General features: G+C 72.3%; 25 protein-coding genes and 1 riboswitch. Of the genes, 7 read left to right on the top strand and 18 right to left on the bottom strand.

Going from position 1 to position 25056, the window contains the following annotated elements; genetic code table 11:
* The first annotated feature begins 142 nt into the window (after positions 1-142).
* Positions 143-2005, top strand: a complete 1863-nt coding sequence (locus tag AB0C02_RS19080; RefSeq protein ID WP_357549678.1) for a LamG-like jellyroll fold domain-containing protein — start codon at positions 143-145, stop codon at positions 2003-2005.
* A gap of 130 nt (positions 2006-2135) precedes the next feature.
* Here the strand turns inward: AB0C02_RS19080 and pheT are convergent, their stop codons facing one another.
* The 10 genes from pheT to AB0C02_RS19130 all read right to left on the bottom strand — a co-directional run bounded on the left by pheT (position 2136) and on the right by AB0C02_RS19130 (position 11284).
* Positions 2136-4685, bottom strand: a complete 2550-nt coding sequence (pheT, locus tag AB0C02_RS19085) for a phenylalanine--tRNA ligase subunit beta (RefSeq protein WP_357549679.1) — start codon at positions 4683-4685, stop codon at positions 2136-2138.
* Between the two features lie 38 nt (positions 4686-4723).
* A complete protein-coding gene (pheS, locus tag AB0C02_RS19090) occupies positions 4724-5824 on the bottom strand; it encodes a phenylalanine--tRNA ligase subunit alpha (RefSeq protein ID WP_357549680.1) in 1101 nt (366 codons plus the stop codon).
* A 202-nt stretch (positions 5825-6026) separates the two neighbouring features.
* Positions 6027-6866, bottom strand: coding sequence for an RNA methyltransferase (locus AB0C02_RS19095; protein WP_357549681.1), 840 nt, complete (start codon positions 6864-6866; stop codon positions 6027-6029).
* Between the two features lie 36 nt (positions 6867-6902).
* Positions 6903-7295: a 50S ribosomal protein L20 gene (gene rplT, locus AB0C02_RS19100; protein WP_357549682.1), complete on the bottom strand. Its 393-nt coding sequence runs from the start codon at positions 7293-7295 to the stop codon at positions 6903-6905.
* Positions 7296-7327: 32 nt separating this feature from the next.
* Complete coding sequence (gene rpmI, locus AB0C02_RS19105; RefSeq protein ID WP_088645193.1) at positions 7328-7522, bottom strand: 50S ribosomal protein L35; 195 nt, start codon at positions 7520-7522, stop codon at positions 7328-7330.
* 19 nt (positions 7523-7541) lie between these two features.
* Positions 7542-8192 carry a translation initiation factor IF-3 gene (gene infC / locus AB0C02_RS19110; RefSeq protein ID WP_357549683.1) on the bottom strand — a complete coding sequence of 217 codons (651 nt, stop codon included), beginning with the start codon at positions 8190-8192 and terminating at the stop codon, positions 7542-7544.
* A 424-nt stretch (positions 8193-8616) separates the two neighbouring features.
* The gene (locus tag AB0C02_RS19115) at positions 8617-9069 is read right to left on the bottom strand and encodes a PH domain-containing protein (protein ID WP_357549757.1); all 453 of its coding nucleotides are present in this window, start codon (positions 9067-9069) and stop codon (positions 8617-8619) included.
* 97 nt (positions 9070-9166) lie between these two features.
* Positions 9167-10129, bottom strand: a complete 963-nt coding sequence (locus AB0C02_RS19120; protein ID WP_357549684.1) for a DMT family transporter — start codon at positions 10127-10129, stop codon at positions 9167-9169.
* Positions 10126-10971, bottom strand: coding sequence for an ATP phosphoribosyltransferase (hisG, locus tag AB0C02_RS19125; protein WP_357549685.1), 846 nt, complete (start codon positions 10969-10971; stop codon positions 10126-10128). Before hisG ends, AB0C02_RS19120 begins: the two co-directional genes overlap by 4 nt.
* A 49-nt stretch (positions 10972-11020) precedes the next feature.
* Complete coding sequence (locus tag AB0C02_RS19130) at positions 11021-11284, bottom strand: phosphoribosyl-ATP diphosphatase (RefSeq protein ID WP_357549686.1); 264 nt, start codon at positions 11282-11284, stop codon at positions 11021-11023.
* 147 nt (positions 11285-11431) lie between these two features.
* Here AB0C02_RS19130 and AB0C02_RS19135 point away from each other — a divergent pair, with 147 nt between their 5' ends.
* The 5 genes from AB0C02_RS19135 (at position 11432) to AB0C02_RS19155 (ending at position 16169) form a co-directional block, all read left to right on the top strand.
* Positions 11432-12295 (top strand): transporter substrate-binding domain-containing protein, encoded by an 864-nt coding sequence (locus tag AB0C02_RS19135; protein WP_357549687.1) that lies wholly within the window; start codon positions 11432-11434, stop codon positions 12293-12295.
* Complete coding sequence (locus tag AB0C02_RS19140; RefSeq protein ID WP_357549688.1) at positions 12292-13137, top strand: ABC transporter permease subunit; 846 nt, start codon at positions 12292-12294, stop codon at positions 13135-13137. The genes AB0C02_RS19135 and AB0C02_RS19140 overlap by 4 nt, the downstream gene beginning before the upstream one ends.
* Position 13138: 1 nt before the next feature.
* Positions 13139-13882 carry an amino acid ABC transporter ATP-binding protein gene (locus AB0C02_RS19145; RefSeq protein WP_357549689.1) on the top strand — a complete coding sequence of 248 codons (744 nt, stop codon included), beginning with the start codon at positions 13139-13141 and terminating at the stop codon, positions 13880-13882.
* A 206-nt stretch (positions 13883-14088) separates the two neighbouring features.
* The gene (locus AB0C02_RS19150; RefSeq protein ID WP_357549690.1) at positions 14089-14784 is read left to right on the top strand and encodes a helix-turn-helix domain-containing protein; all 696 of its coding nucleotides are present in this window, start codon (positions 14089-14091) and stop codon (positions 14782-14784) included.
* Complete coding sequence (locus tag AB0C02_RS19155) at positions 14781-16169, top strand: MFS transporter (RefSeq protein ID WP_357549691.1); 1389 nt, start codon at positions 14781-14783, stop codon at positions 16167-16169. Before AB0C02_RS19150 ends, AB0C02_RS19155 begins: the two co-directional genes overlap by 4 nt.
* Positions 16170-16199: 30 nt before the next feature.
* Here AB0C02_RS19155 and ribH read toward each other — a convergent pair whose 3' ends face one another.
* The 7 genes from ribH to rpe all read right to left on the bottom strand — a co-directional run bounded on the left by ribH (position 16200) and on the right by rpe (position 22388).
* Positions 16200-16700: a 6,7-dimethyl-8-ribityllumazine synthase gene (ribH, locus tag AB0C02_RS19160; RefSeq protein ID WP_357549692.1), complete on the bottom strand. Its 501-nt coding sequence runs from the start codon at positions 16698-16700 to the stop codon at positions 16200-16202.
* Between the two features lie 2 nt (positions 16701-16702).
* On the bottom strand, positions 16703-17968 hold the full coding sequence (locus AB0C02_RS19165) for a bifunctional 3,4-dihydroxy-2-butanone-4-phosphate synthase/GTP cyclohydrolase II (protein WP_357549693.1): 1266 nt from the start codon (positions 17966-17968) through the stop codon (positions 16703-16705).
* A complete protein-coding gene (gene pnuC, locus AB0C02_RS19170; protein ID WP_357549694.1) occupies positions 17965-18651 on the bottom strand; it encodes a nicotinamide riboside transporter PnuC in 687 nt (228 codons plus the stop codon). Before pnuC ends, AB0C02_RS19165 begins: the two co-directional genes overlap by 4 nt.
* Positions 18651-19265: a riboflavin synthase gene (locus tag AB0C02_RS19175; RefSeq protein WP_357549695.1), complete on the bottom strand. Its 615-nt coding sequence runs from the start codon at positions 19263-19265 to the stop codon at positions 18651-18653. The genes pnuC and AB0C02_RS19175 overlap by 1 nt, the downstream gene beginning before the upstream one ends.
* A gap of 1 nt (position 19266) precedes the next feature.
* Positions 19267-20328 (bottom strand): bifunctional diaminohydroxyphosphoribosylaminopyrimidine deaminase/5-amino-6-(5-phosphoribosylamino)uracil reductase RibD, encoded by a 1062-nt coding sequence (gene ribD, locus AB0C02_RS19180; RefSeq protein WP_357549696.1) that lies wholly within the window; start codon positions 20326-20328, stop codon positions 19267-19269.
* 167 nt (positions 20329-20495) lie between these two features.
* A riboswitch (FMN riboswitch) is annotated at positions 20496-20668 on the bottom strand.
* Positions 20669-20749: 81 nt separating this feature from the next.
* Positions 20750-21706, bottom strand: a complete 957-nt coding sequence (locus tag AB0C02_RS19185) for a response regulator (RefSeq protein WP_357549697.1) — start codon at positions 21704-21706, stop codon at positions 20750-20752.
* A 1-nt stretch (position 21707) separates the two neighbouring features.
* Positions 21708-22388, bottom strand: coding sequence for a ribulose-phosphate 3-epimerase (gene rpe, locus AB0C02_RS19190; RefSeq protein ID WP_357549698.1), 681 nt, complete (start codon positions 22386-22388; stop codon positions 21708-21710).
* Positions 22389-22508: 120 nt separating this feature from the next.
* Here rpe and AB0C02_RS19195 point away from each other — a divergent pair, with 120 nt between their 5' ends.
* On the top strand, positions 22509-23393 hold the full coding sequence (locus AB0C02_RS19195; RefSeq protein ID WP_357549699.1) for a septum formation family protein: 885 nt from the start codon (positions 22509-22511) through the stop codon (positions 23391-23393).
* A 54-nt stretch (positions 23394-23447) separates the two neighbouring features.
* Here AB0C02_RS19195 and AB0C02_RS19200 read toward each other — a convergent pair whose 3' ends face one another.
* Positions 23448-24902, bottom strand: a complete 1455-nt coding sequence (locus AB0C02_RS19200) for a M28 family metallopeptidase (protein WP_357549700.1) — start codon at positions 24900-24902, stop codon at positions 23448-23450.
* Between the last annotated feature and the right edge of the window lie 154 nt (positions 24903-25056).

Raw genomic sequence — 25056 nt, forward strand, 5'->3', positions numbered from 1 at the left:
TCAACACAGGACGGGCATCAGGTGGGCAAGCTGAGCCGAACCGCCATCAGATGTTCGAGCCCGCTTGCTCTACAAAATGATCTTTGTTCTCGCTCGTCGCGCCCAATGCTCTTGCAGAACACGCAGACGAGGAGCACGAGACATGTCGAACAACCCCAGTCGGCGGGCCCTACTTCAGGGCGTCGGGCTTCTGGGCGTCGGTACCGCTGCGGGAACGTTGCTTCCCGCCGGCACCGCCTACGCAGCCGAGGCCGAGAAGTCGGCGCCGGGTCGGCAGTCCGACCCGAACGAGCCCCGGTTCACCCTTGCGGTGGTCCCGGACACCCAATACCTGTTCGATGCCGATCGCGGCGACCCCGCCCCGCTCAGCGCAGCCTTCGACCACCTGGTGGCGGCACGTGCCGAGCAGAACATCGTCTTCACCGCGCACCTCGGTGACGTCGTGGAGAACGCCGAAGCGGCAGAGTTGGCTCGGGCGGGCAAGGTGTTCGACATCCTCGACCGGCACAAGATGCCGTACAGCGTGCTGGCCGGCAACCACGACATCAACCCCAGCACCGACGATCAGCGCGGGGCCAGCCCTTACCTGGATGTGTTCGGGCCGAACCGGTACCGGAAGATGTCGACCTTCCGCGGCGCCACCGTGGATGGTTACAACACCTACCACATCTTCACTGCGGGCGGACGGCAGTGGTTGCTACTCGCCCTCGACTGGCGCCCGTCGGCCGGCACGTTCACCTGGGCCCGGGAGGTGCTCCGCACCCATCCGCAACTGCCGGCGATCCTCACCACTCACGACCTCGCCTCCGCCGACGGCAACGGCCAGGCGCGGCTGTCCGGGCACGGCCAGCGACTGTGGGATTCGCTGATCAAGGAGCACGACCAGATCTTCCTGACCTTGAACGGTCACTACTGGCCGTCGGGCCGCACCGTCCTGCGCAACACCGCCGGCAACGACGTGCATGTCCACATCACCAACTACCAGGACCGCTACTACGGCGGCAGCGGCATGGTTCGCCTCTACCACTTCGACCTGGCGCGCAACACCATCGACGTGGAGACCTTCTCGCCGTGGATCCTTGAGAAGGATCCGGCCCGGCGGAACGCGTTGGAGCAGCAGGAAGTGGAGTTGACCGACGCGGTCAACCGGTTCAGCATCGCGATCGACTTCACGAAGCGCTTCGCCGGCTTCGCTCCAGTTCCGCCGCGCGGACCCAGGCCGATCAGCCAACTAGTCGTCCCCGGCACCGTCGCATACTGGCGCTTCGACCAGGTCGGCCCCGACGGCACCCCGGTCCCCGAGGGCGCCCAGATCGCCGACCTCTCCGGCCGTGGCAACCACCTGACCCGGGTCACCCTCCCGGGCAGCGACCAGACCGCGATGCGCTCCAGCGGCGAGCACCACCCCGACCAGCCCGCACACGCCAGCCTCTTCCTCGACGGACGAAAGAAACCAGCACGGGGCGCCTACCTGCAGACGGTGGACAAGGCTCCACTCAACGCCATGACCTTCCGTTCCGGCTACACCATCGAGGCGTTCATCAAACTACCGTCGGACGTCCGGGCCACCAACCACGCCTGGATGAGCGTGCTGGGCAGGATGGGCAGCGGCCAGAACGCGGGCAAGACCGGCGGCGACCCCGCCGAGCCGCTCGCGACCCTCAGCCTCTCCGACGGCATGGCTCTGCAGTGGGCGGTCTTCCCGCTCAACCAGAACGACATCTCCACAAACTGGGGCCACGAGATGCGGGCCGGCGAGTGGTTCCACGTCGCCGTGGTCAACGACGGCAAGACCACCACGATGTACGTGAACGGCGCAAAACTGTTGCGTAACCCCTCTACCCCCGCGATCGGGCTGGCCACCAGCGACGAACCGTGGCTGGTGGGTGCGTACCACTACGACCGGATCGTGGAGCAGGGTTTCTACGGCTGGCTCGGGGACATCCGGATCGTGGACCGGCCGTTGAAGGTCAGCCAGTTCATGCAAGCGTCTCAGTTCAGCTAAGCCTGACGGCAAGCCCCGTCGCGGATTGGCGGCAAGGGCCCCTTCCCGGCGCGCGAGCGCGCCGGGAAGGGGCCCTTGCGTTCGGGCCGGTTACAACCGGCACCGAACCGACACCAGCAGCTCAGCCGGGTCAGGCGCCGCGCAGGGTGGCGCCGAAGCGGCGACCGGCCTCGGCGACCGCCGCGTCGCGGGCGGCCACCGCCTCCTCGGCGGTCAGCGTCCGGTCCGGCGCCCGGAACGTCAGCTTGTACGCCAGCGACCGGCGGCCCGCGCCAAGCTGCTCGGCGGCGTACACGTCGAAGAGCCGCACGTCCTCCAGCAGCTCGCCGGCCCCCTCGACCAGGGCCCGCTCGACCTCGGCGGCGGGCACCGACTCGTCCAGCACCAGCGCCACGTCGATCAACGCGGGCGGGAAGGTGGAGAGGGCCGGGCCGGCCACCATCGGGGCCGGGGGCAGCGCGTCCAGGTTCAGCTCCATGGCGCAGGCGCGACGGGGCAGCTCCAGCGTCGCCACCACGGCCGGGTGCAGCTCACCGGCGTACCCGACCACGGTGCCGTCCACCAGCAGCTCGGCGCAGCGGCCGGGGTGCCAGGGCGCGCGCGCGGCGGCCCGGACGGTGACCCGGTCGGCCGGCATGCCGGCGGCGGCGAGCACGGCCCGGCCGGCCTCGACGGCGTCCGCCCAGCCGGCCGCCCGGCCCGCGCCCCACCAGCCGGCGGGCTCGATGTCACCGGCCAGCGCCACGGCGACGTGCCGGGGCTGGTCCGGCACCACCGCGTCGGCGGCGGCGAACTCCTCGTCGGTGGGGCGGCGGTCCACGCCCATGGCCGGCGGCGTGCCGACGCCGGGGCGCGGGTGGAACACCGCCCCGATCTCGTAGATCGCCACGTCGCGCTGGCCCCGGCCGATATTGCGCTTGAGGATGCCGAGCAGCGGGCCGAGCAGCGTGGTGCGCAGCAGCGGCTCCTCCTCGGACAGCGGGTTCGCCAGCCGCACCGCCGGGCGGCGGGGGTCGTCGGCCGGCAGGCCGAGCTGGTCGGCCAGCTCCACGGAGACGAACGGGTGCGCGAGGACCTCGGTGTAGCCGCGCTCGGCGAGCGACCGGGCGACCGCTCGGCGGCGCTGCTGCGGCCAGGTGAGGCCACGGCCGGGCGGCGCGGTGGGCAGCACCGACGGCAGCCGGTCGTACCCGTCGAGGCGGACCACCTCCTCGACCAGGTCGGCCGGGTCGGTGAGGTCGGGTCGCCAGCTCGGCGGGGTCACCGTGAGCACCTCGGCGCCGCCGGCGGCGGCCACCCCGACCTCGCCCGGGTCCTCGCCGAGCCGGTCGGCGCCCCGCTCGACCGTGCAGCCGACCTGCTCCAGCAGCTCGACCACCCGCTCCGGGGAGTACGCCACGCCGACCCGGCGCGACGGCAGGTCCGCCGGCAGGGTGACCGGGGTACGCGGCCGGACGTGGTCGAGGTCGAGGATCTCCCCGCCGACCGCGCCCCCGGCGTGCTCGGTGAGCAGCCGGACCGCCTTCTCCAGCGCGACCAGCGGCAGGGCCGGGTCGACACCCCGCTCCCAGCGCTTGGCCGCCTCGCTGAACAGCCGGTGCCGGCGGGCGGTGCGCCCCACCATCGCCGGGTCCCAGTGCGCGGCCTCGAACAGCACGTTCGTGGTGGAGGCGATCACCTCGCTGGTCTCGCCGCCCATCACCGCGGCGAGCGAGATCGGGCCACTGTCGTCGCAGATCACCATGTCCTCGGCGACCAGCGTCCGGCTCACCCCGTCCAGGGTGGTCAGCTTCTCCCCCGGCTCGGCGCGGCGGACCACCAACGGCCCGTTGATCCGGTCGGCGTCGAACGCGTGCATCGGCTGGCCGAGTTCGAGCATCAGGTAGTTGGTGATGTCGACCGGCAGCGAGATGCTGCGGATCCCGGCCACGGTGAGCCGCTGGGACATCCAGCCGGGCGTCTGCGCGGTCGGGTCGACGCCCCGCACCATCCGGGCGGCGAACCGGTCGCAGCCGACGGTGTCCCGCACCTCGACCGGGTACGCCGGCTCGGCGGTGGCGCCGGGCGCCGGGATCGCGGCCGGGTCGTGGAACGGCACACCGAGGGCGTGCGACAGCTCGCGGGCGATGCCCCGCACGCTCAGCGCGTACCCCCGGTCGGGGGTGATCTCCAGGTCGACCACCACGTCGTCGAGGCCGACCACCGGCCGGGCGTCGTCGCCGGGCTGGGCCTTGGTGTCCTCGGGCAGCACGATGATGCCCGAGTGGTCGTCGCCCAGGCCCAGCTCCTTCGCCGAGCAGATCATGCCGTGGGAGTTGCGCCCGTACGTCTTGCGCGCGCCGATGGCGAAGTTGCCGGGCAGCACGCCGCCGGGGAGGATCACCACCACCCGGTCGCCCGGGGCGAAGTTGCTGGCCCCGCAGACGATCTCCTGCGGCTCACCGGTGCCGTTGGCGGTGCCCACGTCGACCCGGCAGAACCGGATCGGCTTCTTGAAGCCGGTCAGCTCCTCGATCTCCAGGACCTCACCGACCACCAGCGGACCGGTGACCGACTCCCGCAGGTCCTCGATGGACTCGACCTCGATGCCGAGGTTGACCAGCGCCTGCTCCAGGTCGCCGGCGGACAGCTCGGCGGGGAGGTCGACGTACTCCCGCAGCCAACTGACAGAAACTCGCATGACTATTGACCACCGTCTCCGTTAGCTCGTGGCGCCGTTCAGACCCCGAACGCGCGGGTGAACCGCACGTCTCCCTCGACCAGGTCCCGCATGTCGCCGACCCCGTGCCGGAACATCACCGTCCGGTCGATGCCCATGCCGAACGCGAATCCCGAGTAGACCTCCGGGTCGATGCCGCAGGCGCGCAGGACCCGCGGGTTGACCATGCCGCAGCCGCCCCACTCGACCCACCGCGGCCCGGCCTTGTGCTCGGGGAACCAGATGTCGAACTCGGCCGACGGCTCGGTGAACGGGAAGTAGTGCGGCCGGAACCGGGTCTTCGCGCCCTCGCCGAACATGGCCCGGGCGAAGTGGTCCAGCGTGCCGCGCAGGTGCGCCATGGTGATGCCCTTGTCCACCACCAGGCCCTCGACCTGGTGGAAGACCGGCGCGTGGGTGGCGTCCAACTCGTCGGTGCGGTAGACCCGGCCGGGCACCACCACATAGATCGGCGGCTTGCGGGTGAGCATGGTGCGCGCCTGCACCGGTGAGGTGTGCGTGCGAAGAACAAGGCCGGAACTCGCTGCGCCACCGGATGCCGCTGCGGCGGCGGCCCCCGCCTGCGGTGCGATGTGGAAGGTGTCCATCAGGCCGCGCGCCGGATGGTCGGCGGGGATGTTCAGCGCGTCGAAGTTGGTCCACTCCAACTCGACCTCGGGACCCTCGGCGATCTCGTAGCCCATCCCGATGAACAGGTCGCTGACCTGCTCCATCAACGTACTCAGCGGGTGGCGGGCACCGCGCGGCCGCCGGTCGTACGGCAGGGTCACGTCGACCCGCTCCTCGACCAGCACCCGCTCGGCCTGCTCCCGATCCAGGACCTCCTGGCGGGCGGCGTACGCGGTCTCGATGGCGCGGCGGGCCTCGTTGACCCGCTTGCCGGCGTCGGCCTTGGCGGCCGGCGGCAGCGCGCCGATCTCCCGGCGGGCGAGCGAGACCGGGGCGCGGTCACCGAGGTGCGCGGAGCGCAGCGCGGTCAGCACGTCCGGGTCGGTGGCGGCGGCGAACGCCTTCTCGGCCTCGGCCACGGCCTCGGCCAGGGCGGCCGGGTCGAGCAGGGCGACCTGCTTCGGGTCGTACGGGTCGTTGCGGTAGCTCATGGAACGGGCACTCCCTCACGGCGGCGCCGGCCCTCACGGGCGGCTAGGCGAGTCTACGGACGCGCGGCTTCGCCGCAGCCCGCCGGTAGGGAGATGTGCAGGAGGAAGGATCAGGCCCGCCGCCCGCCGACACCGGCGGGCTGGCTAAACGAACGCCGTGACACGGTCCGACTCCCCTGCTGTCTGTGCGCGTGACACCGGGTCAGCGCAGAGCTCTCGCTGAAGCGTACAGGCAGACGGCCGCGGCCGCAGCCAGGTTCAAGCTCTCGGCACGCCCGTGCAGCGGCACCCGGACCCGGGCGTCGGCCGCGCCGGTCAGCGCCTCGGGCAGGCCGTGCGCCTCGGAGCCGAAGAGCCAGGCGGTGGGGGTGGCCAGCCGGCCGGCGTCGGCGAGGTCGTCGAGGTCGCTGTCGCCGTACCCGGTGGTGGCGAAAACGCTCAGCCCGGCGGCCCGCAGCGCGTCGACGGCCGCGACGGGGTCGGCGGCGCGGACCACGTCGACGTGGAACAGGCTGCCGGCGGACGCCCGCACGCACTTGCCGTTGTATGGGTCGACCGCGTCACCGGCGAAGATCACCGCGCCCGCCCCGGCCGCGTCGGCGGTGCGCAACACCGTGCCGGCGTTGCCCGGGTCGCGAATCTCGGCGAGCACCGCGACCAGCCGCGGCCCGCGCGCGAGGGCCTTCTCCAGCGGTACGTCCAGGTGTCGGCAGACGGCGACCAGGCCCTGCGGGGCGACGGTCTCGGCGAGCGCCGCCAGGGCCTCGTCGGTGACCTCGGAGACGGGCACGTCCGCCCCGGCGGCCCGGGCGGCGAGGTCGGCGTACCGGTCCAGGGCGGCCGGCGTGCCGAAGAGCTCGACGACGGTGCCGGCGCGGGCCAGTGCCTCACGGACGGCCTGCGGCCCCTCGGCCAGAAACCGGCCGGTGGCGTCACGGTCGCGGCGGCGGTGCAGCCGGCGGGCCGCGACGACCCTGGGGGTACGCGGAGTGAACGGGCCGGAGACAGCCTCGAGGCGCCTCCCGCGCGATGGTGATGGCATGGGAGACGCCTCGATCTATCTGCTGGTACGGGTGGATCAGGCGGCCTGGGCCGCGGCGCCACCGGTGCCCTCGGCCGCCACGGCGGCGCGGGCCAGCTCGACGAGCGCGGCGAACGACGCGGCGTCGTTGACGGCCATGTCGGCCAGGATCTTGCGGTCGACCTCGATGCCGGCCAGGCGCAGGCCCTGGATCAGCCGGTTGTAGGTCATCCCGTTGGCCCGGGCGCCGGCGTTGATCCGCTGGATCCAGAGCTGCCGGAAGTCGCCCTTGCGGTCGCGACGGTCCCGGTAGGCGTACTGCATCGAGTGCAGCACCTGCTCCTTGGCCTTGCGGTAGAGGCGGGAGCGCTGACCGCGGTAGCCGCTCGCGGTCTCCAGCAGGGTACGACGCTTCTTCTGGGCGTTCACAGCCCGCTTGACGCGTGCCATCTCAACTCCTTCTTCGGTTCAGGTGGCGCGCGTCAGCGGCCGAGCAGCTTCTTGATGCGCTTGACGTCGGACTTGGCCAACTCGACCGTGCCGGTCAGCCGACGGGTCTGGGTGGAGGGCTTCTTCTCCAGGTTGTGGCGAAGGCCGGCCTGCTGGGCAACGATCTTGCCCTTGCCGGTCACCTTGACCCGCTTGCCCATACCCGTGTGGCTCTTCATCTTCGGCATGTGGAACGTCTTCTCCCTGTTACTGGCCGCTGGTGTCAGCGGTCGGGCCGGTCTCACCGGCTGCTGCGGTCTCGCCAGCCTCCGGAGTCTCGCCGGCCACCGGAGCACCGGCCTCCTCCGCAGCCCGTTCCCGGGACCCACCGCGGGACGCCGTGGCGGCGACCGCGGAGGCCTTGACGGCCCGGTGCGGAGCGAGAACCATGATCATGTTTCGGCCGTCCTGCTTCGGCGCGGCCTCGACGTATCCCAGGTCCGTGATCTCGGACTCGAGCCGGCGCAGGAGCCGGTAACCCAGCTCCGGGCGGCTCTGCTCGCGACCGCGGAACATGATCGTCACCTTGACCTTGTCGCCCGCCTTGAGGAACCGCACCACGTGACCCTTCTTGGTCTCGTAGTCGTGCGGGTCGATCTTCGGCCGGAGCTTCATTTCCTTGATGACGGTCTGCTGCTGGTTACGCCGCGCTTCGCGCGCCTTCAGTGCGCTCTCGTACTTGAACTTGCCGAAGTCCATGAGCTTGCACACCGGCGGGCGCGCCATCGGCGCAACCTCGACCAGGTCCAGGTCGACGTCCGCGGCCAGCTGCAGGGCGCGCTCCAGCGGGACGATGCCCACCTGCTCACCCTCAGGGCCGACCAGTCGGACCTCACGTGCCCGGATCTGCTCGTTCACGCGTGGTTCGACGCTGATGGGGCCTCCTCGAGTCGAGTCTCCTACGGTGCCGACTCCGCAGGCTCCCGGGCGGGAGCCGACCCGGAAAGCAGAAGGCCCCGGCGCATGCCAGGGCCCGCTCGACCGGTCGGCACGATCACATGATCGCGCATCCGGAACCGGGACGTGCCCGGAACCGGGGACCGGACCCGGCCGCCTTCGCGGCGACTCGGGTGGGAGCAGGCGCTCCGCTTCAGGACCGCCCTCACGTCAGCGACGGGAGCAGTCTGGTCGACTCAGCAACATTACACCGTCGCCCCGCCAACCCCCAACTCGCCCCGCCGAGCCGCGCATAACGCGCGGCAAGATCCGCACAGTTTCCCCGCACATGCGGCCTCCCGACGCGGCGAGGCAGCAGTTTCCCCGAAGTTGCGCGGATCTCGGGTCAGCGGGGGTTGTCGGCGAGGGCGGCCAGGTGGGCCTGGTGGAGGCGGCGCAGGGCGCGCACCCCCTCGACCGCGAGTTCCTTGTCGGCGGCCTGGAGGGCGACCATCGGCAGCAGGTCGTCGTCGTGCAGCTCCAGGCTGGCCCACGGGGCGCCACGGTCGAACCGGACCCCGCGCACGACCTCCCAGGGCAGCTCGTGCGAACCGATCACGTTGCGGACCCGGACACCCTTCACGTCGGCCACCACACGGGGACGGGTGAAGAGCAGGATGCCGAGGGCACCGAAGACACCCAGCCCGATCATGGCGAGCTGGTCGCCCCGCTGGAACGTGCCGTAGCCATTGCCGACGCCGCCGGTCAGCGAGGTGGCGACCAGGCTGAACACCAGCAGCACTGCGGCGGCCGACACCCAGCAGACCAGCCGGATCCGGCGCGGCCGCAGGGTCACCACTGACTCGCTCCGCTCGCTCACGCCACCGCCTCGCTGCGCTCCGCGGCGGCGCGAGGCGCCGCGCTGCTGAGCCTGATGGTTCGCTCGCTCCGCTCGCTCACGCCACCAGTCTGCCATCCGGCTCGGGCTCGCGTTCCGTCGCCACACGCGACGGCGCGCGCCGCCGTACGCCGGCCACCAGCACGGCGAGCCCGGTGAGCGCCGCGCCGGCCAGCACCGGCCAGCGCGCCCCGGCCCCGCCGGGCAGCAGCACGTCCAGCAGCAGGGCCCCGCCGAGCTGCCCGGCGACCAGCGCGAGGCCGGTCCGCAGCACCCCGGCCGCGCGGACGCCCACCAGCAGGGTGAGCACGATGCCGACCCCGAGCAGGCCGCCGGTGTAGAACCACCACTGCCCGGGCCAGGTGGGCCGGACGGCGAACGCCCCGACCAGGGCCGCGACCGCCAGGATCACCGGGGTGCCGACGGCGAAGTTGACCGCGAGCCCGGCGGCGGTGCTGCCGGCGGCGGAGACCCGACCGTTCAGCGCGGACTGCAGGGCCACCGCCAGCCCACCGGCGACCGCGAGCAGGACCAGCCCCAGCGCCAGGTCACCGACCGGCCGACCGAGCTGGGCGAGGGACACCGCGACGATGCCGAGCAGCCCCCCGGCGACCCGGGGCACGGTGAGCGGCAGCCGTCCCGCCGGGGACAGGCCCGCCCGGTCCACGGCCAGCCCGCTCAGGCTGCCGCCGGCCACCTGGGCGATGGTGAAGACGGCCACCCCGAGCACCGGCACGACGTACGTGGCGATCACCACGATCGCCGCGCCGCCGAGGCCGCCCAGATACGCCCACCAGGGCAGGCCGGCGCGGCGCAGCGCGGCCAGCCCGCTCCGCATCGAGGGCACGGCGAGCAACCCGACCAGGACGAGGAGGCTGCCGCCGAGGTTGTTGACCACCGCGCCGAGCATCGGGGCGCCGGCCCGCTCCCCCAGGCCGGCGTTGACCAGGCTCTGCGCGGCCGCGGCCACCCCGCCGAGGACGACCAGCGCCAGAGCGGCCGGAGCCGGCAGCGGCCTCACAGCCGGCAGGCGTGGATGTTGGTGACCAGGATGGCCCGAGCACCCAGCTCGTAGAGCTCGTCCATGATCCGGTGCACGTCGTCGCGCAGGACCATCGCCTGCACGGCTACCCAGCCCTCGCGGTGCAGCGGGGAGACGGTCGGCGACTCGATGCCGGGGGTCAGCGAGCTGGCCCGGTCGAGCAGCCCGGCCGGCACGTCGTAGGCGAGCATCACGTAGCGGCGGGCGACCAGCACGCCGTGCAGCCGGCGCAGCAGTTGGTCGGCCTGCGCGCAGCCGGGGGCCCCGAGCCGGCGGACCAGCACCGCCGAGGAGTGCAGCAGCGGCTCCCCGAACACCACCAGCCCGGCCTGGCGCAGGGTGACGCCGGTCTCCACCACGTCGGCGACCACGTCGGCCACGCCGAGACGGATGGCGTTCTCCACCGCGCCGTCCAGGCGGATCACCTCGGCCTTGACGCCCAGCTCCGCCAGGTGCCGCTCGACCAGCCCCGGGTACGCGGTGGCGATCCGGTGCCCGCCCAACTGCTGGACGGAGTCCACGTCCTCCGGGCGGGCCGCGAACCGGAACGTGGCCCGCCCGAAGTTCAGGTCGACCACCTCCTCGGCCGGCGCGCCGGAGTCGATCAGCAGGTCGCGACCGGTGATGCCGACGTCGAGGTCACCGGAGCCGACGTAGGTGGCGATGTCCTTGGGGCGCAGGTAGAAGAACTCGAGGTCGTTGGCCTCGTCGCGGCAGACCAGGTCCTTGAGGTCGGTGCGCTGGCGGTAGCCCGCCTCGCGCAGCATCTGGGCGGCCGACTCGGCCAGGGTGCCTTTGTTGGGTACAGCGACACGCAGCATGGGTGGAGTGCTCCTTCGATCGATCGGAATGATCAGCAGACGGAAACACTCACAGATGTCGGTAGACGTCCTTGAGTTCGAGCCCGGTGGCGAGCATCAGCACCTGGGCCTGGTAGAGCAGCTGGGAGATCTCCTCGGCGGCCCGCTCGGGGCCCTCGTGCTCGGCGGCCATCCACGCCTCGGCCGCCTCCTCGACGACCTTCTTGCCGATGAAGTGCACCCCCTTCTCAAGCGCGGTGACCGTGCCCGAGCCCGGGGTGCCGGCGGCGGCCTTGGCCTGCAGCTCGGCGAACAGCTCCTCGAACGTCTTCACGAAGCGCGATTCTTCCAGCTCGCCGGCGGAAGCGGGTGCGGCGGGTCCGGGTCGGCCCGGTGGCCGGGACGGCACGTGATCCAATTTCTCACCCCAACGGTGAGACAAATATCGATCACGACCGTTCATGGCTCTACGCTGTCCGCCATGGCCGACACCCCTCGCATCCTCGCGCTCGGCACGGCCGGCGCCGTCCTCGTCGCGGTTGCCGCCTGCGCGCCCCAGGACGATCAGCCCCCCGTCCCGAACCCCACCGCCGCCGCGTGCACGAAGGGCACCATGCCGACGCGGACCGCCGGCAAGCTGACCATCGCCACCGACGAACCGGCGTACGAGCCGTGGTTCCGCCAGAACAAACCGGACAACGGCGAGGGCTACGAGGCCGCCGTCGCGTACGCGGTGGCCGAGAAGCTCGGGTACGCGCACGAGGACGTCACCTGGACCCGGGTCAAGTTCGACGCCGCCATCGCCCCCGGCCCGAAGACCTTCGACTTCGACATCAACCAGTTCTCCGTCACACCGGAGCGCCAGCAGGCGGTCGCCTTCTCCGCGCCCTACTACCTGGTGCGGCAGACCGTGATCGCGCTCAAGTCCTCGAAGATCGCCGGGAAGAAGTCCCTGGCCGACCTGCGGGACGCCACCCTCGGCGCCCAGGTCGGCACCACCAGCTACCAGGCGATCACCGACGTGATCAAGCCGACCCGGAAGCCGCAGGTCTTCAACAACAACGACGACGCCAAGAAGGCGCTGCAGAACGGTCAGCTCGACGGCCTCGTGGTGGACCTGCCGACCGCCTTCTACATGACCGGCGCGGAACTCACCGACGCCGTCATCGTCGGCCAGGTGCCGCAGGTCGGCGCGCCCGAGACGTTCGGGCTGCTGCTGGACAGGGACACCCCGCTCGTTCCCTGCGTCAACGCGGCGATCGACCAACTCGCCAAGGCCGGCACGCTCAAGGAGCTGCAGCAGAAGTGGCTCGCTGAGGCGGCCGGAGCGCCCGAGCTCACGTGATCCTGCTGGAGCACACCCCCTCGTCCGCCCAGCAGCGGCGGACCGCGTACCGGCGTCGGCAGACCGTACGCAGCGTGCTGGTCGCCGCCTGCTCCACGGCGGCGCTCGGCACGCTGCTGGTCACCGCCGTCACCGGCGCACCCGGCTGGGACCGGGTCCGCGAGTCGTTCCTGGACCCAAAGATCGCCCGGGAGGCCCTGCCGGCGGTGCTCGACGGCCTCAAGCTCAACGTCCAGCTGCTGCTCTGTTGCGCCGCCGGCGCGCTGCTCCTCGGGCTGCTCGTCGCGCTCCTACGTACGCTGCGCGGCCCGGTCTTCTTCCCGGTGCGGGCGCTCGCCACCAGCTACACGTACACCTTCCGGGGTCTGCCGCTGATCATCGTGCTCTACGTGCTGACGCTGGGCGTGCCGGGCCTGCGGTTGCAGGGCATGCCCCCGGTGCTGGTGCTCGGCGGGCTCGCGCTGGTGCTCACCTACGGCGCGTACCTGGCCGAGGTGTTCCGGGCCGGCATCGAGTCGGTGCACCCGAGCCAGCTCGCCGCCGCCCGGTCGCTCGGGCTGAGCTACCGGCAGACCATGCGGCACGTGGTGCTGCCGCAGGCCGTCCGCCGGGTGGCCCCGCCGCTGCTCAACGACGTGGTGGCGTTGCAGAAGGACGTGGGACTGGTCTCCCTGGCCGGGCCGATCGACGCGGTCCGCGCCGCCCAGATCGCCACCGCGCAGCACTTCAACTACACGCCTTACATTCTGGCCGGCATGCTGTTCGTGCTGCTCGCCATCCCGCTGATCGCGGTCACCGACTGGGTGACGCTGCGCGCGGCCCGACGCCAGTCCGGAGGTTGAGATGCCGGTGCTGAGCTGCCGAGGGCTGCGCAAGGAGTTCGCCGGCCACGTGGTGCTCGACGGGCTCGACCTGACCGTCGACGAGCATCAGGTGGTGGCGCTGATCGGGGCGTCCGGGTCGGGCAAGTCGACCCTGCTGCGCTGCGTCAACCTGCTGGAGGAGCTGGACGACGGCACCATCGAGCTGGACGGTGAGGAGATCTCCGATCCCCGGGTCGACCCGGACCTGGTCCGCCGCCGGATCGGCATGGTCTTCCAGTCGTACAACCTCTTCCCGCACCTGACCGTGCTGGAAAACATCGTCCTGGCCCCGCGTCGGGTGCACCGGCGGGCCCGGGCGGAAGCCGAGGCCCAGGCTCGGGAGTTGCTCGACCGGGTGGGGCTGGGCGAGAAGGCAAGGGCCTATCCGGACCGGCTCTCCGGCGGGCAGCAGCAGCGGGTGGCGATCGTGCGGGCGCTGGCCAACTCGCCCCGGCTGATGCTGCTGGACGAGGTGACCTCGGCGCTGGACCCGGAACTGGTGGGCGAGGTGCTGACGTTGATCCGCGAGCTGAAGGCGGACGGGATGACCATGGTGCTGGCCACCCACGAGATGGGGTTCGCCCGCGAGGTGGCCGACCAGGTCTGCTTCCTCGACAGCGGCCGGGTGGTGGAGGCCGGGCCGCCGGAGCAGGTGCTCGGCGAGCCGACCCAGCCGCGTACCCGGCAGTTCCTGAGCCGGATCATCGAGGCCGGCCGACTCTGACCAGGACTGCTGTGGGTATTCGCCCATCGCGGGCCGGCTTGATCAACTCCATGTGCGGCAAGTTGTGGTCAAAACAGAGGACGAGACCACAGCTTGCCGCACACCGAGTTGATCAAGCCCCATGTCCGGGTACGCCTGGGCCGACAGGTAGGCCCCGTGAAAAGAGGTCTTTCGAAAGTGGCCTTTCGAAAGATATCCTTTGACGCATGCCCGAGCAGCAGCCCCGTGAGATCACCGACGTCGACACCCTTCGCGCCCTCGCGCACCCGCTGCGGCTGCGCATCCTCAACACGGTCGGCCTCTACGGCCCGCTGACCGCCACCGAGGTGGCCGAGCGGGTCGGCGAGAGCCCCGCCAACTGCTCCTGGCACCTGCGACAGCTCGCCAAGTACGGCTTCGTCACCGAGGCCGGCGGCGGCACCGGTCGGCAGCGGCCGTGGCGGCTGGTCACCGAGGGGCACCGGTGGGGCGAGGGTGAGCAGAGCCCCGAGCTGGCGCGGGCCGGCGACGCGGCCACCCACGTCCTGCTCGACCTGGAGTACCGCAAGCTCCGGGACTGGCTGGCCGTCCGCCGGCAGGAGTCCTCCGTCTGGCGCGACGCCGGTTTCTTCAACCAGTCCATCGGCTGGTACACCGCCGACGAGCTCGCCGAGATGAAGCAGGAGATCGGGTCGCTGTTCGGGCGGCACCTGGACCGGATCAGCGACCCGGCGGCCCGCCCGGCCGGGTCACGGCCGGTGCGGTTGATGGCGTGGGGCGTACCCGAGGTCGACGGACCGGCAGCCGGCAGGGCCGACCCCGCACGGAACGCGGAGGGCGGACCGGTCGGCAACAACGCCGAAACCACGGAACACGGAACGGTCGTCGGCGACGCCGACACGAAAGAAGACGGGGAACGATGAGACACCTGCTGCGCCGGCCGGACTTCCGGCGGTTTTTCCTCGCGCTGACCGTGAGCATGGTCGCCGAGTCGGTCCTGCTGCTGGCCCTGGCCGTCTGGGTCAAGGAACTGACCGGCTCCGACGGGCTGGCCGGCGCCACCTTCGTCGCGCTGACCGCGCCGATGGTGCTCGCCCCGCTGGTCGGCTGGGTAGTCGACCGGGCACCCCGCCGGACGCTCTTCGTGGCGCTCAACGCGATCACCGCCGCGCTGCTGCTGCCGCTGCTGACCGTGCACGACGCCAGCCGGCTCTGGATCGTCTACGCGGTCGCCGCCGGCTACGGGCTCTCCTACATCGCGCTCGGCGCGACGGTCACCGCGCTCGTGCAGGAACTGGTCCCCGCCGAGCTGCTGCCCGACGCCAACGGCGTGTCCCAGACCGTCAAGCAGGGGCTTCGGCTGGCCGGCCCGCTGCTCGGCGCCGGCCTCTACGTCCTGCTCGGCGGCCCGGCGCTGGCCGCCGCCTGCGCGCTCGGCTTCCTGTTGGCGGGTGCGATCGGTCTGGCCCTACGCCCGGCTTCGGCTTCGGCTTCGGCTTCGGCTTCGGCTTCGGCTTCGGCTTCGGCTTCGGCTTCGGCTTCGGCTTCGGCTTCGGGCGAGGGTGCGGGTGCGGGGTTCGGGGCGGTGGCCAACGGAGACCCGGGTGCCGCATCGGGCGAAGCGGCGACCCCGAGTGGGGCCGGCGCCGGAGCCGCCGGCAACGGGCGCGGTGCGCTGGTCGCCGGGCTCCGGCACCTGGTGGCCGAGCCCGCGCTGCGCCGCGCGTTGGTGGCGGTGGTGGTCGCCACCGTCGGGCTGGGGTTCGGCGAGACGCTGTGGTTCGCGTACGTGGACCAGGGGCTCGGGCGGCCGCCCGCATTCCTGGGGGTGCTGGTCTCCGTGCAGGGGATCGGCGGCCTGGTCGGCGGAGTCGGCTCGGCGGCGCTGGTACGCCGGCTCGGCGAGCTGGGCACCCTGGCGCTCGGCGTGGCCGCCCTCGCCGTGGGCACCCTGGCCATGGTCCGCCCGAGCCTGGTGCTCGCCTTCGTCGGCATCATGCTGATCGGGCTCGGGCTGCCGATGTCGATGGTGGGCACCATGACGCTGATTCAGCGACGTACCCCGCCGGACCTGGTCGGCCGGGTCTCGGCCGCGCTGGACGCGCTGGCCAGCGGTCCGCAGTCGGTGGCGATCGGGGCGGGCGCACTGCTGGTCGGCCTGGTCGACTACCGCCTGCTGTACGCGGCGATCGGGCTGCTGCTGCTGGTCGCGGCCGGCTACCTGCTCACCGGCCGCCGCCTCACCGCGCCGGCCGAGGCCACACCGGCCGCGGAGCCGGCCGAGGCCACACCGGCCGCCGTCGGGTAGCGACCGGACCGGACGACCAACGGCCACCGGTCAGCCGCCGAAGCCCACCCGGTGGCCGTTGGCGGCGCCGAGGCCCCGGATTGCGAGCGCGGCGTCCAGGGCCGCGACGGTGGCCGCCCAGCCCTTGTCCTCCGCCGAGCCGGGCAGGCCGGCCCGGTCCCGGGCCTGCTCGATGGTGTCCACCGTGAGCACCCCGTGCGCCACCGGCTTGCCCTCGTCCAGCGCGACCCGGGTCAGCCCCTCGGTCACCGCCTTGCAGACGTAGTCGAAGTGGGCCGTCGCACCCCGGACCACCACGCCGAGCGCGACCACCACGTCGTACCGGCGGGCCATCGCCTGGGCCACCACGGGCAGCTCCACCGAGCCGGCCACCCGGGCCACCACGGACCGCGCGCCGCATGCCTCGGCGGCGGCCACCGCCCGGTCGACCATCTGGTCGGTTAGGTCGCCGTGCCAGCGCGCGGCCACGACGCCGACGGTCAGCCCGGCGGCGTCCACCGAGGTGACGCCCGGTTCCCCGAAACCCGCCATCGCTACGCTCCGATCTCGTCGCCGGCGACCGGGCGGCCCATCGGCGCCTCGGTCACCTCGTCCAGCCCGTCCAGGAGGTGGCCCATCCGGTCCCGCTTGGTCCGCAGGTAGCGGACGTTCTCCGGGTTCGACCGGACGGGCAGCCCCTCGCGGCCGCTCACCGTGAGGCCGTACCCCTCCAGACCGGCCCGCTTGGCCGGGTTGTTCGTCAGCAGCCGCATCGAGCGGACGCCCAGGTCGTAGAGGATCTGCGTGCCGGTGCCGTAGTCCCGGGCGTCGGCGGGCAGCCCCAGGTCGAGGTTGGCGTCGACGGTGTCCCGGCCCTGGTCCTGGAGCTGGTACGCCCGCAGCTTGTGCAGCAGCCCGATGCCGCGCCCCTCGTGGCCGCGTACGTAGAGCACCACGCCGCGCCCCTCCTGTGCCACCCGGGCCAGGGCGGCCTGCAGCTGCGGGCCGCAGTCGCAGCGCAGCGAGCCGAAGACGTCGCCGGTGAGGCACTCGGAGTGCACCCGGACCAGCACGTCCGCCCCGTCACCGAGGTCGCCCATGACCAGCGCGACGTGCTCGGCCGAGTCGAAGTCGCTGCGGTAGCCGAGCGCCCGGAACACCCCGTACGGGGTGGGCATCCGCGCCTCGGCGACCTGCTCCACCTGCTTCTCGGTGCGCCGGCGGTAGGCGATCAGGTCGGCGATGGTGATCAGGGTCAGCCCGTGCTCGGCGCAGAACTTCTCCAGGTCCGGCAGGCGCATCATGGTGCCGTCGTCGTTGACCAGCTCGCACAGCACCCCGGCGGGGCGCAGCCCGGCCAGCCGGGTCAGGTCGACCGCCGCCTCGGTGTGGCCGGGCCGGCGCAGCACCCCGCCCTCCCGAGCCCGCAGCGGCACCACGTGCCCGGGACGGGCCAGGTCGGTCGGGTCGGTGGCCGCATCGGCGAGCAGCCGGATGGTGTGCGACCGGTCGGCGGCCGAGATGCCGGTGCTGACTCCCTCCCGGGCGTCCACGGTCACCGTGTACGCGGTGCCCCGCCGGTCCTGGTTGGTGTGGTGCATCGGCGGCAGGTCCAGCCGGTCGCACTCGCTCTCGGTGAGCGGCACGCAGATGTAGCCCGAGGTGTAGCGGACCGTGAAGGCGAGCAGCTCCGGGGTGGCCAGCTCAGCCGCGAAGATCAGATCGCCCTCGTTCTCCCGGTCCTCGTCGTCGACCACGACGACGGGCCGGCCGGCGGCGATGTCCGCCACCGCCTGCTCGATGGATCCGAAACTGGTCATGCCACAACCTCCGAGTAGATCGGGGTACGGGCGGGCGCGGTGGCCCGCGAGGTGCGCCACCAGGTGGCCAGGCCGGCGGCGCAGAACCCGCCGTAGAAGAGGTACATGGCGGCCGACGGGTAGAAGCCGCCGCGCAGCAGCAGCGGCACGCCGACCGCGTCGACGGCGATCCAGAGCAGCCAGAACTCGACCCAGCCGCGGGCCATGCCGTACGTGGCGAGCAGGCTGCCGACCAGGATCCAGGCGTCCGGCAGCGGCCCCCAGGAGCCGAGCGCGGCCAGCAGCGGGTACGCGGCGGCGGTGCCGACCACGGCGGCGGCGAGCAGGCCGAGCCGTTCCCGACCGGTGGCCCAGCGCGGGGTGACCGCCGGCTGCTCCCCGCCGCCGGCGCGCCGGTTGCGCGACCAGCGCCACCAGCCGTAGAGGCTGACCGCGAAGAAGAAGACCTGGCGGCCGGCCTGGCCGTAGAGGTCGTGCGCCTGCGGGGTGGCGAAGGCGCCGCCGAGGAACACGGTGAACAGCAGCGCGTTGCCGATCATGCCGATCGGCCAGGCCCAGACCAGCCGGCGGAGGCCGAACAGCGCGGAGCCGAGGCCGAAGACGTTGCCGACGATCTCCCGGACCAGCACCGGCGAGCCGGCGATCTGGAGCTGGGCGTCGAGCAGCCAACCGAGCGGGCCCATCAGCGGTCCCCGTCCGGGCGGGGACCGCTGGCGAGCAGCCGCTCGACGTACTTGGCCAGCACGTCCACCTCGAGGTTGACCGGGTCGCCTACGCCCTTGGCGCCGAGGGTGGTGAGCTTGAGGGTGGTGGGGATCAGCCCGACGGCGAACCAGTCGTCGCCGACCTCGGCGACGGTCAGCGAGACACCGTCGACGGTGATCGAGCCCTTCTCCACCACGTACCGGGACAGCGCGGCGGGCAGCCGGAAGCGGACCGTCTCCCACTGGGCGGCCGGCTCCCGGGAAATGATCTCGCCGACCCCGTCGACGTGGCCCTGGACGATGTGCCCGCCGAGCCGGCTGTTCAGCGCGGCGGCCCGCTCCAGGTTGACCGGATCACCCGGGCGGAGCGCGCCGAGCGCGGACCGGCGCAGGGTCTCCCCCATCACGTCCGCGGTGAAAACGTCGCCGTCGACGTCGACCACGGTCAGGCAGACCCCGTTGACGGCGATGGAGTCGCCGTGCCGGGCGTCCGAGGTGACCAGCGGGCCGCGGATGGCGACCAGCGCCGAGTCGCCTCCGGTCTCGGTGGTCCGGACGACCTCGCCCAGTTCCTCGACGATGCCGGTGAACATGTCAGGCCTCCCTCTTCCGGGGCAGCGCGGTGATCCGCAGGTCGGGGCCGACCTGCGTGACGTCGGTGAGTTCCAGGTCGATGACGTCGGCGATGGTGGTCACGCCGGCGTCGAGCAGCGCGGTCGGGCCGGCGCCGAGCAGCTTCGGCGCGACGTACCCGACGATCTTGTCGACCAGGCCGGCCGCGAGGAACGCGCCGGCCAGCCGGGGGCCGCCCTCCAGCAGGGCGGCCCGGACGCCGCGGTGGTGCAGCTCCGCGAGCAGCGCCGGCAGGTCGACCCGGCCGTCCGGGCCGGCGCCGACCTCGGCGGCGGTCGCGATCCAGGTCCGGGCGGCGCCGTCGCGGACCCGGGCGTCGGCCGGGGTACGCCCCGAGCTGTCCACCACCACCCGCAGCGGCTGCCGGATGGCCAGGGTGCCGTCGCGCAGGTTGCGGGCGGTGAGCCGGGGGTCGTCGGCGAGCACGGTGCCCACCCCGGCGATCACCGCGTCGACCGTGCCACGCAGGGCGTGCACGTCGGTCCGGGCCGCCTCGGAAGTGATCCACATGCTGGTGCCGTCGGCCGCGGCGGAGCGCCCGTCGAGGGTGGCGGCGTACTTCCAGATCACGTACGGCCAGCCGCGGCGCATCGAGGTGAGCCAGGCGACGTTGCCCGCCTCGGCCTCCTCGGCGCGTACCCCGACCTCGACCTCGACCCCGGCGGCGCGCAGGGTGGCCGCGCCGCCGGTGGCGACCGGGTTGGGGTCGGCGACGGCGATCACCACCCGGGAGACACCGGCGGCGATGAGCGCGTGACTGCAGGGGCCGGTGCGGCCGGTGTGGTCGCAGGGTTCCAGGGTGACCATGGCGGTGCCGCCGCGGGCCCGCTCACCGGCTTGGGCGAGGGCGACGATCTCGGCGTGCGGCCCGCCCGCGTACGCGTGGAACCCCTCGCCGACGACCTCGCCGTGCGCGTCGAGGAGGACGCAGCCGACCACCGGATTGGGGCTGGTGGTGCCAAGGCCGCGGGCCGCCAGGGAGATCGCGCGACGCATCGCCTCGTCGACGGAGCCGCTCGCCATCGCCTGCCCTGCCCTTTCGCTCGCCGGTACGCGCGGGCGAGGCTGGGAGGTGGCGACACAGGTGCCGCGGACGGGCGGCGGCGGAGACCCGGGGACGGCGGCGCCGACCCCGGAGAGCCCACGCGGCGGCTGACGGTGCCAGCGGCCGGCAGGGGCCTCCCCGTCCCGCGCGCTGTCTCCCATCCGGACTGTCTGGGGACGGACGAGCCGCACCCCAACCGTCGGCCCCGGATTCTCACCAGGTCCACCGTCCGGCCGAAGCCGTCCGGGTCGCGGGCTTACCACGGTCGGGCCGTGGATCACCGCCGGTTCGGAATTTCACCGAGCCCCGCCAGCGCGTGGTGGGTATACCGAGAGTCTTACACGCCGGGCGGCGGGCCGCGCCAGAGAGGCGAGCTACCTCACAGCGAGGAGAGCACGATCACGTAACGCCGCGCCGGCGGTCGACCGCGACGTACGACCCGGGCTGGCTCTTGGCGAGCGTCTTCATCTCGGAGGCGACGGCGATCGCCTCCAGCGGGTCGGTGAAGCGTTTGCCGGAGTCGGAGAGGGAGACCCCGATGGAGAGGGTGACCAGGGCGGCCCGCCTGATGTTGCCCCGCCGATCCTTCAGCTCGACGAAGCCGCGCTCCCGGTCGACCGGGTCGTAGAGGGCGTCGGCGGCCTTCTCGAAGTCCTCCACCGCCCGGCTGGTCAGCGGCCGGACCTGGCTGGGGGCGCAGACGATGACGAAGTCGTCGCCGCCGACGTGACCGAGGAACGCCGGCGGCAGGCCGATCGACACCACCGCCCGGTGCAGGCTGCGGGCCAGCGCGGAGATGAACTCGTCGCCCCGGACGAAGCCGTACCGGTCGTTGACGCTCTTGAACCGGTCGATGTCGATGTACCCGACGGCGTAGTCGGCCCCGGCGCGTACCCGGTCGTTGATCTCGCGGCGGATCCGGCTGTTGCCGGGCAACCCGGTCAGCGGCGAGACCTCGCGGAACTCCTTGTTGCGCCGCAGCGTGGAGCTGACCCGGGCGATCAACTCGGCGGTGTCGAAGGGCTTCACCAGGTAGTCGTCGGCGCCGGCGCTGAGGCCGTTGACCTTGTCCACGGTCATGCCCTTGGCGGTCAGCATGATCACCGGCAGCGCCGAGGTCATCGGGTCGGCGCGCAGCCGACGGGTCAGCTCCAGGCCGTCGATGCGCGGCATCATCAGGTCCACCACGGCCAGGTCGGGCCGCTGCCGCTCGATCACCTCGAGCGCCTCCTGGCCGTCGCTGGCGTGCAGCACCTCGAAGCCGTGCAGGCGCAGGTTGAACTCGACGAACCGCGCGATGTCCTCGTCGTCGTCGACGACCAGGACGATGTCGGGTCGCTCGCCGGCCGGATCCACCTCAGGCCCCGGATGCCGCGCGTTCCGCCAGGGCCCGCAGGTGGCGTACCGCCTCGGCGGGATCGTCGGCACCGTAGACCGCGGTGCCGGCGACGAAGGCGTCGGCACCCGCCGCTGCGGCCTGCTCGATGGTGTCGGCGGCGATCCCGCCGTCGACCTCGATCCGCAGTTCCAGGTGGCCGCTGTCGACGTGCCGCCGGGCGGCGCGCACCTTGTCCAGCAGTTGCGGGATGAACCGCTGCCCACCGAAGCCGGCCTTGATCGTCATGATCAGCAGCGTGTCGAAGCTGGGCAGCAGCTCCAGGTACGGCTCGATCGGGGTGTCCCGGTCGATCGCCAGCCCCGCCTTCGCCCCGGCCGAGCGGAGGTCCTTCGCGAGGGCCACCGGGTCGTCGCACGCCTCGGCGTGGAACGTGACGTTGTACGCCCCGGCGTCGGCGTACCCGGGGGCCCAGCGGCGCGGGTCCTCGATCATGAGGTGCACGTCGAACGGCAACTCGGTCGCCGCCCGCAGGCTCTGCACCACCGGCAGCCCGATGGTCAGGTTCGGCACGAAGTGGTTGTCCATGACGTCGACGTGCAACCAGTCGGCGGCGTGCTCGACGGCACGGACCTCGTCGGCGAGGCGGGCGAAATCGGCGGCCAGGATGCTGGGGGCGACGATCGGCGGCGGTACGGTCACGGGGCCAGTGTACGAATGCGTCCTCGGTCGCCCGCAGCGCGGCACCGCTCGGTGACGTATGCTGCACGCCCGTAGCGTGAGGTGCAAACGCGACCACGACGACGGGGAGGTCGGTGGGCGATGCGGCGTTGGTGGACAGCGGTCGCCGTGGGCACGGCCCTGGCACTCGCCGGGTGCGGCGTGGTGCCGGCCGGGGTGGACCGGGACCTGACCGACGACTGGCCCGCCTTCCCGGTCGCCGAGGCCTTCGTGCCGGCGGCGGGGGTCTGTCACGCCACGATCCAGGACGTCGGCTACCTCAGCGGCTACGCCCCGATCGACTGCGCCACCTCGCACCGCGCCGAGACGCTGCACGTGGGCACGCTGACCGGCAAGGACGCCGGTCGGGACGCTCCCCCACGTCCCGGCTCGACCGGGATGCGGACCGCGCACGCCGAGTGCGACCGGAAGGTCAGCAAGGCAGTCGGCGCCGACTGGCGCTCGGGACGGCTCGGGCTCTCCGTCGTCTTCCCGTCGGAGCCGGCCTGGAGCGGCGGGGCCCACTGGTTCCGTTGTGACCTCTTCGAGGTGGACGGCCTGGACGACGTCACCGTCACCGCGCGCACCGCCAGCCTGCGCGACGCCCTCGCGCCGGGGTCCCCGCTGGCCCTCGGCTGCTTCAACCCGAAGGTCAGCAAGGACGATGTGGAGCAGATGCGCCCGGTCGCCTGCACCGCCAAGCACCACGCCGAGTTCGTCGGGATCCACCCCTTCCCCGACCTCACGTACGCGCAGTTCCAGCGCGACTCCACGCAGGCGCACAAGGCGTGCCGGTCGTTGATCGCGACGTACGTCAAGGTGCCGAACAACAGCGACATGCAGTACCGGGCCGGCACGATCATCTACCACCCCGCCGAGGAGCAGTGGGACGACGGTGACCGCGGGGTGCAGTGCTTTCTCTGGGTGGACCGGACGCTGACCCGCTCGTTGAAGGGTGCCGGCAGCAAGGGCCTGCCGATCAACTGACCGAGGCGGGGCGGGTGGCCGCTTCCGGCCCGCCCGCCCCCACCCCGTGCTCGATCAGGCGACCTGGAGCGTCACGTCGTCGATGACGAAGCTGGTCTGCAACAACGAGTCCTCCACACCGGTCCACTTCAGGGTCACCGTCTGCCCCGCGTACGAGGCCAGGTTGAAGGTGCGCTGGGTGTAGCCGGTGGCGGCGTTGAGGTTCGAGTACGTCGCCAGCGTGGTGCTGCCCACCTGGAGGGTCAGCTTGTCGTACGCCGTCGACGTGGTCGTCTCGGCCGTGTCGATGTGCAGCCAGAACGACAGGGTGTAGCTGGAGCACCCGGCCGGGAGGGTCACCGACTGGGACAGCGTGTCGGTGTGCGAGGTGCCGTACCCGTCCAGCCACGCCTTGTACGACCCGGTCCGCGCCGGCTGGCCCTGCGAGTTGGTGATCACGCCCGACGTCGCCGTCCACGGCGCGGTGCCCGAGTCGAAGCTGCTGTTGCCGATGAGCTGCCCGGCGGTGCAGCCGCCGGTGCCACCGCCGACCGCGAGCTGCCAGATCGTGTACGCGACCCCGTCGGCGGAGCGGTCGAGGATGGTCGCGTTGATGTTGGCGGTGGTGTCACACGACTTGTGGTAGCAGGAGTCGTACGCTGCCCCGGCGGTGCCGCCCCATTTGCTGGCCTGGGCGGACGTCTTGGTGTAGCTGGCGCCCGCCGCGTAGCCCGAGGTGGGGATGCCGGCGTTGGCGAAGGAGTAGTCGTCGGAGCGCCCCTGCCCCTCGGTGTTCTCCTCGGGCTGGAGGCCGAACGAGTCCCAGTACGCCTTGAGCGGCGCGGCCGTGGTCGAGGTGACCCGGTTGATGAAGTAGCCGCCGTTGGGTGAGGCGACCATGTCGAAGTTGTAGTACGCCTTGATGTAGCCCTTCTGGGTGGCGCTGAGCGAGTTGACGTAGAACTTCGAGCCCTGCAGGCCCTGCTCCTCGCCGTTCCACCAGGCGAACCGGACCCGCTGGGTCATGGTCGGGTTCTGCTGCGCCAGCACCAGCGCATTCTCCAGCAGGGTGGCCGAGCCGGAGCCGTTGTCGTTGATGCCCGGGCCGGCGGCGACGCTGTCCAGGTGTGCGCCGAACATGATGACCTGGTCGGCGGGGCCCTGCGGCCACTCGGCGATCAGGTTGCTCGCCGGGTAGGTGCAGCTGGTGCAGGTCTGCTCGGTGACGGTGTAGCCGGCGGCCTGGAGCTTGGACTTCACGTAGCTCACCGAGGCGGTGTAGCCGGCCGAGCCGGCCCGCCGGGTGCCGCCGTTGCTGGTGGCGATGCTGTTGAGCTGGGTCAGGTGGGCCTGGACGTTTGTCACCGAGATGTCCGGTGCGGCGGCGGCCAACGCGGGGGCGGCAGCCAGCGGCGCGGCGGCGGGGGCGACGGCCATCGGCGCGGCGGTGGCGGGGGCACCGGCCAGGGTCGCGGTCACGGCGGCGAACAGGGCGAGCGCGAGGCCCGCGATCGGGGTGCGGCGTCTCATGTGGACTCCTCATGGGGTCGGCGGGGCGCGGCGGGGTGGGGTGGCGCGACGGCGGACTCCGGCGACGCGACAAACCGCGGTCGAAACAGTGACACGCGTCGATCTAACAAGTCAACGGGGTGTCACAACCGGTGGCCGTTCGCCCTCTTTCGCA

This window comes from Micromonospora sp. NPDC048999, assembly GCF_040649295.1.
GTDB lineage: Bacteria > Actinomycetota > Actinomycetes > Mycobacteriales > Micromonosporaceae > Micromonospora.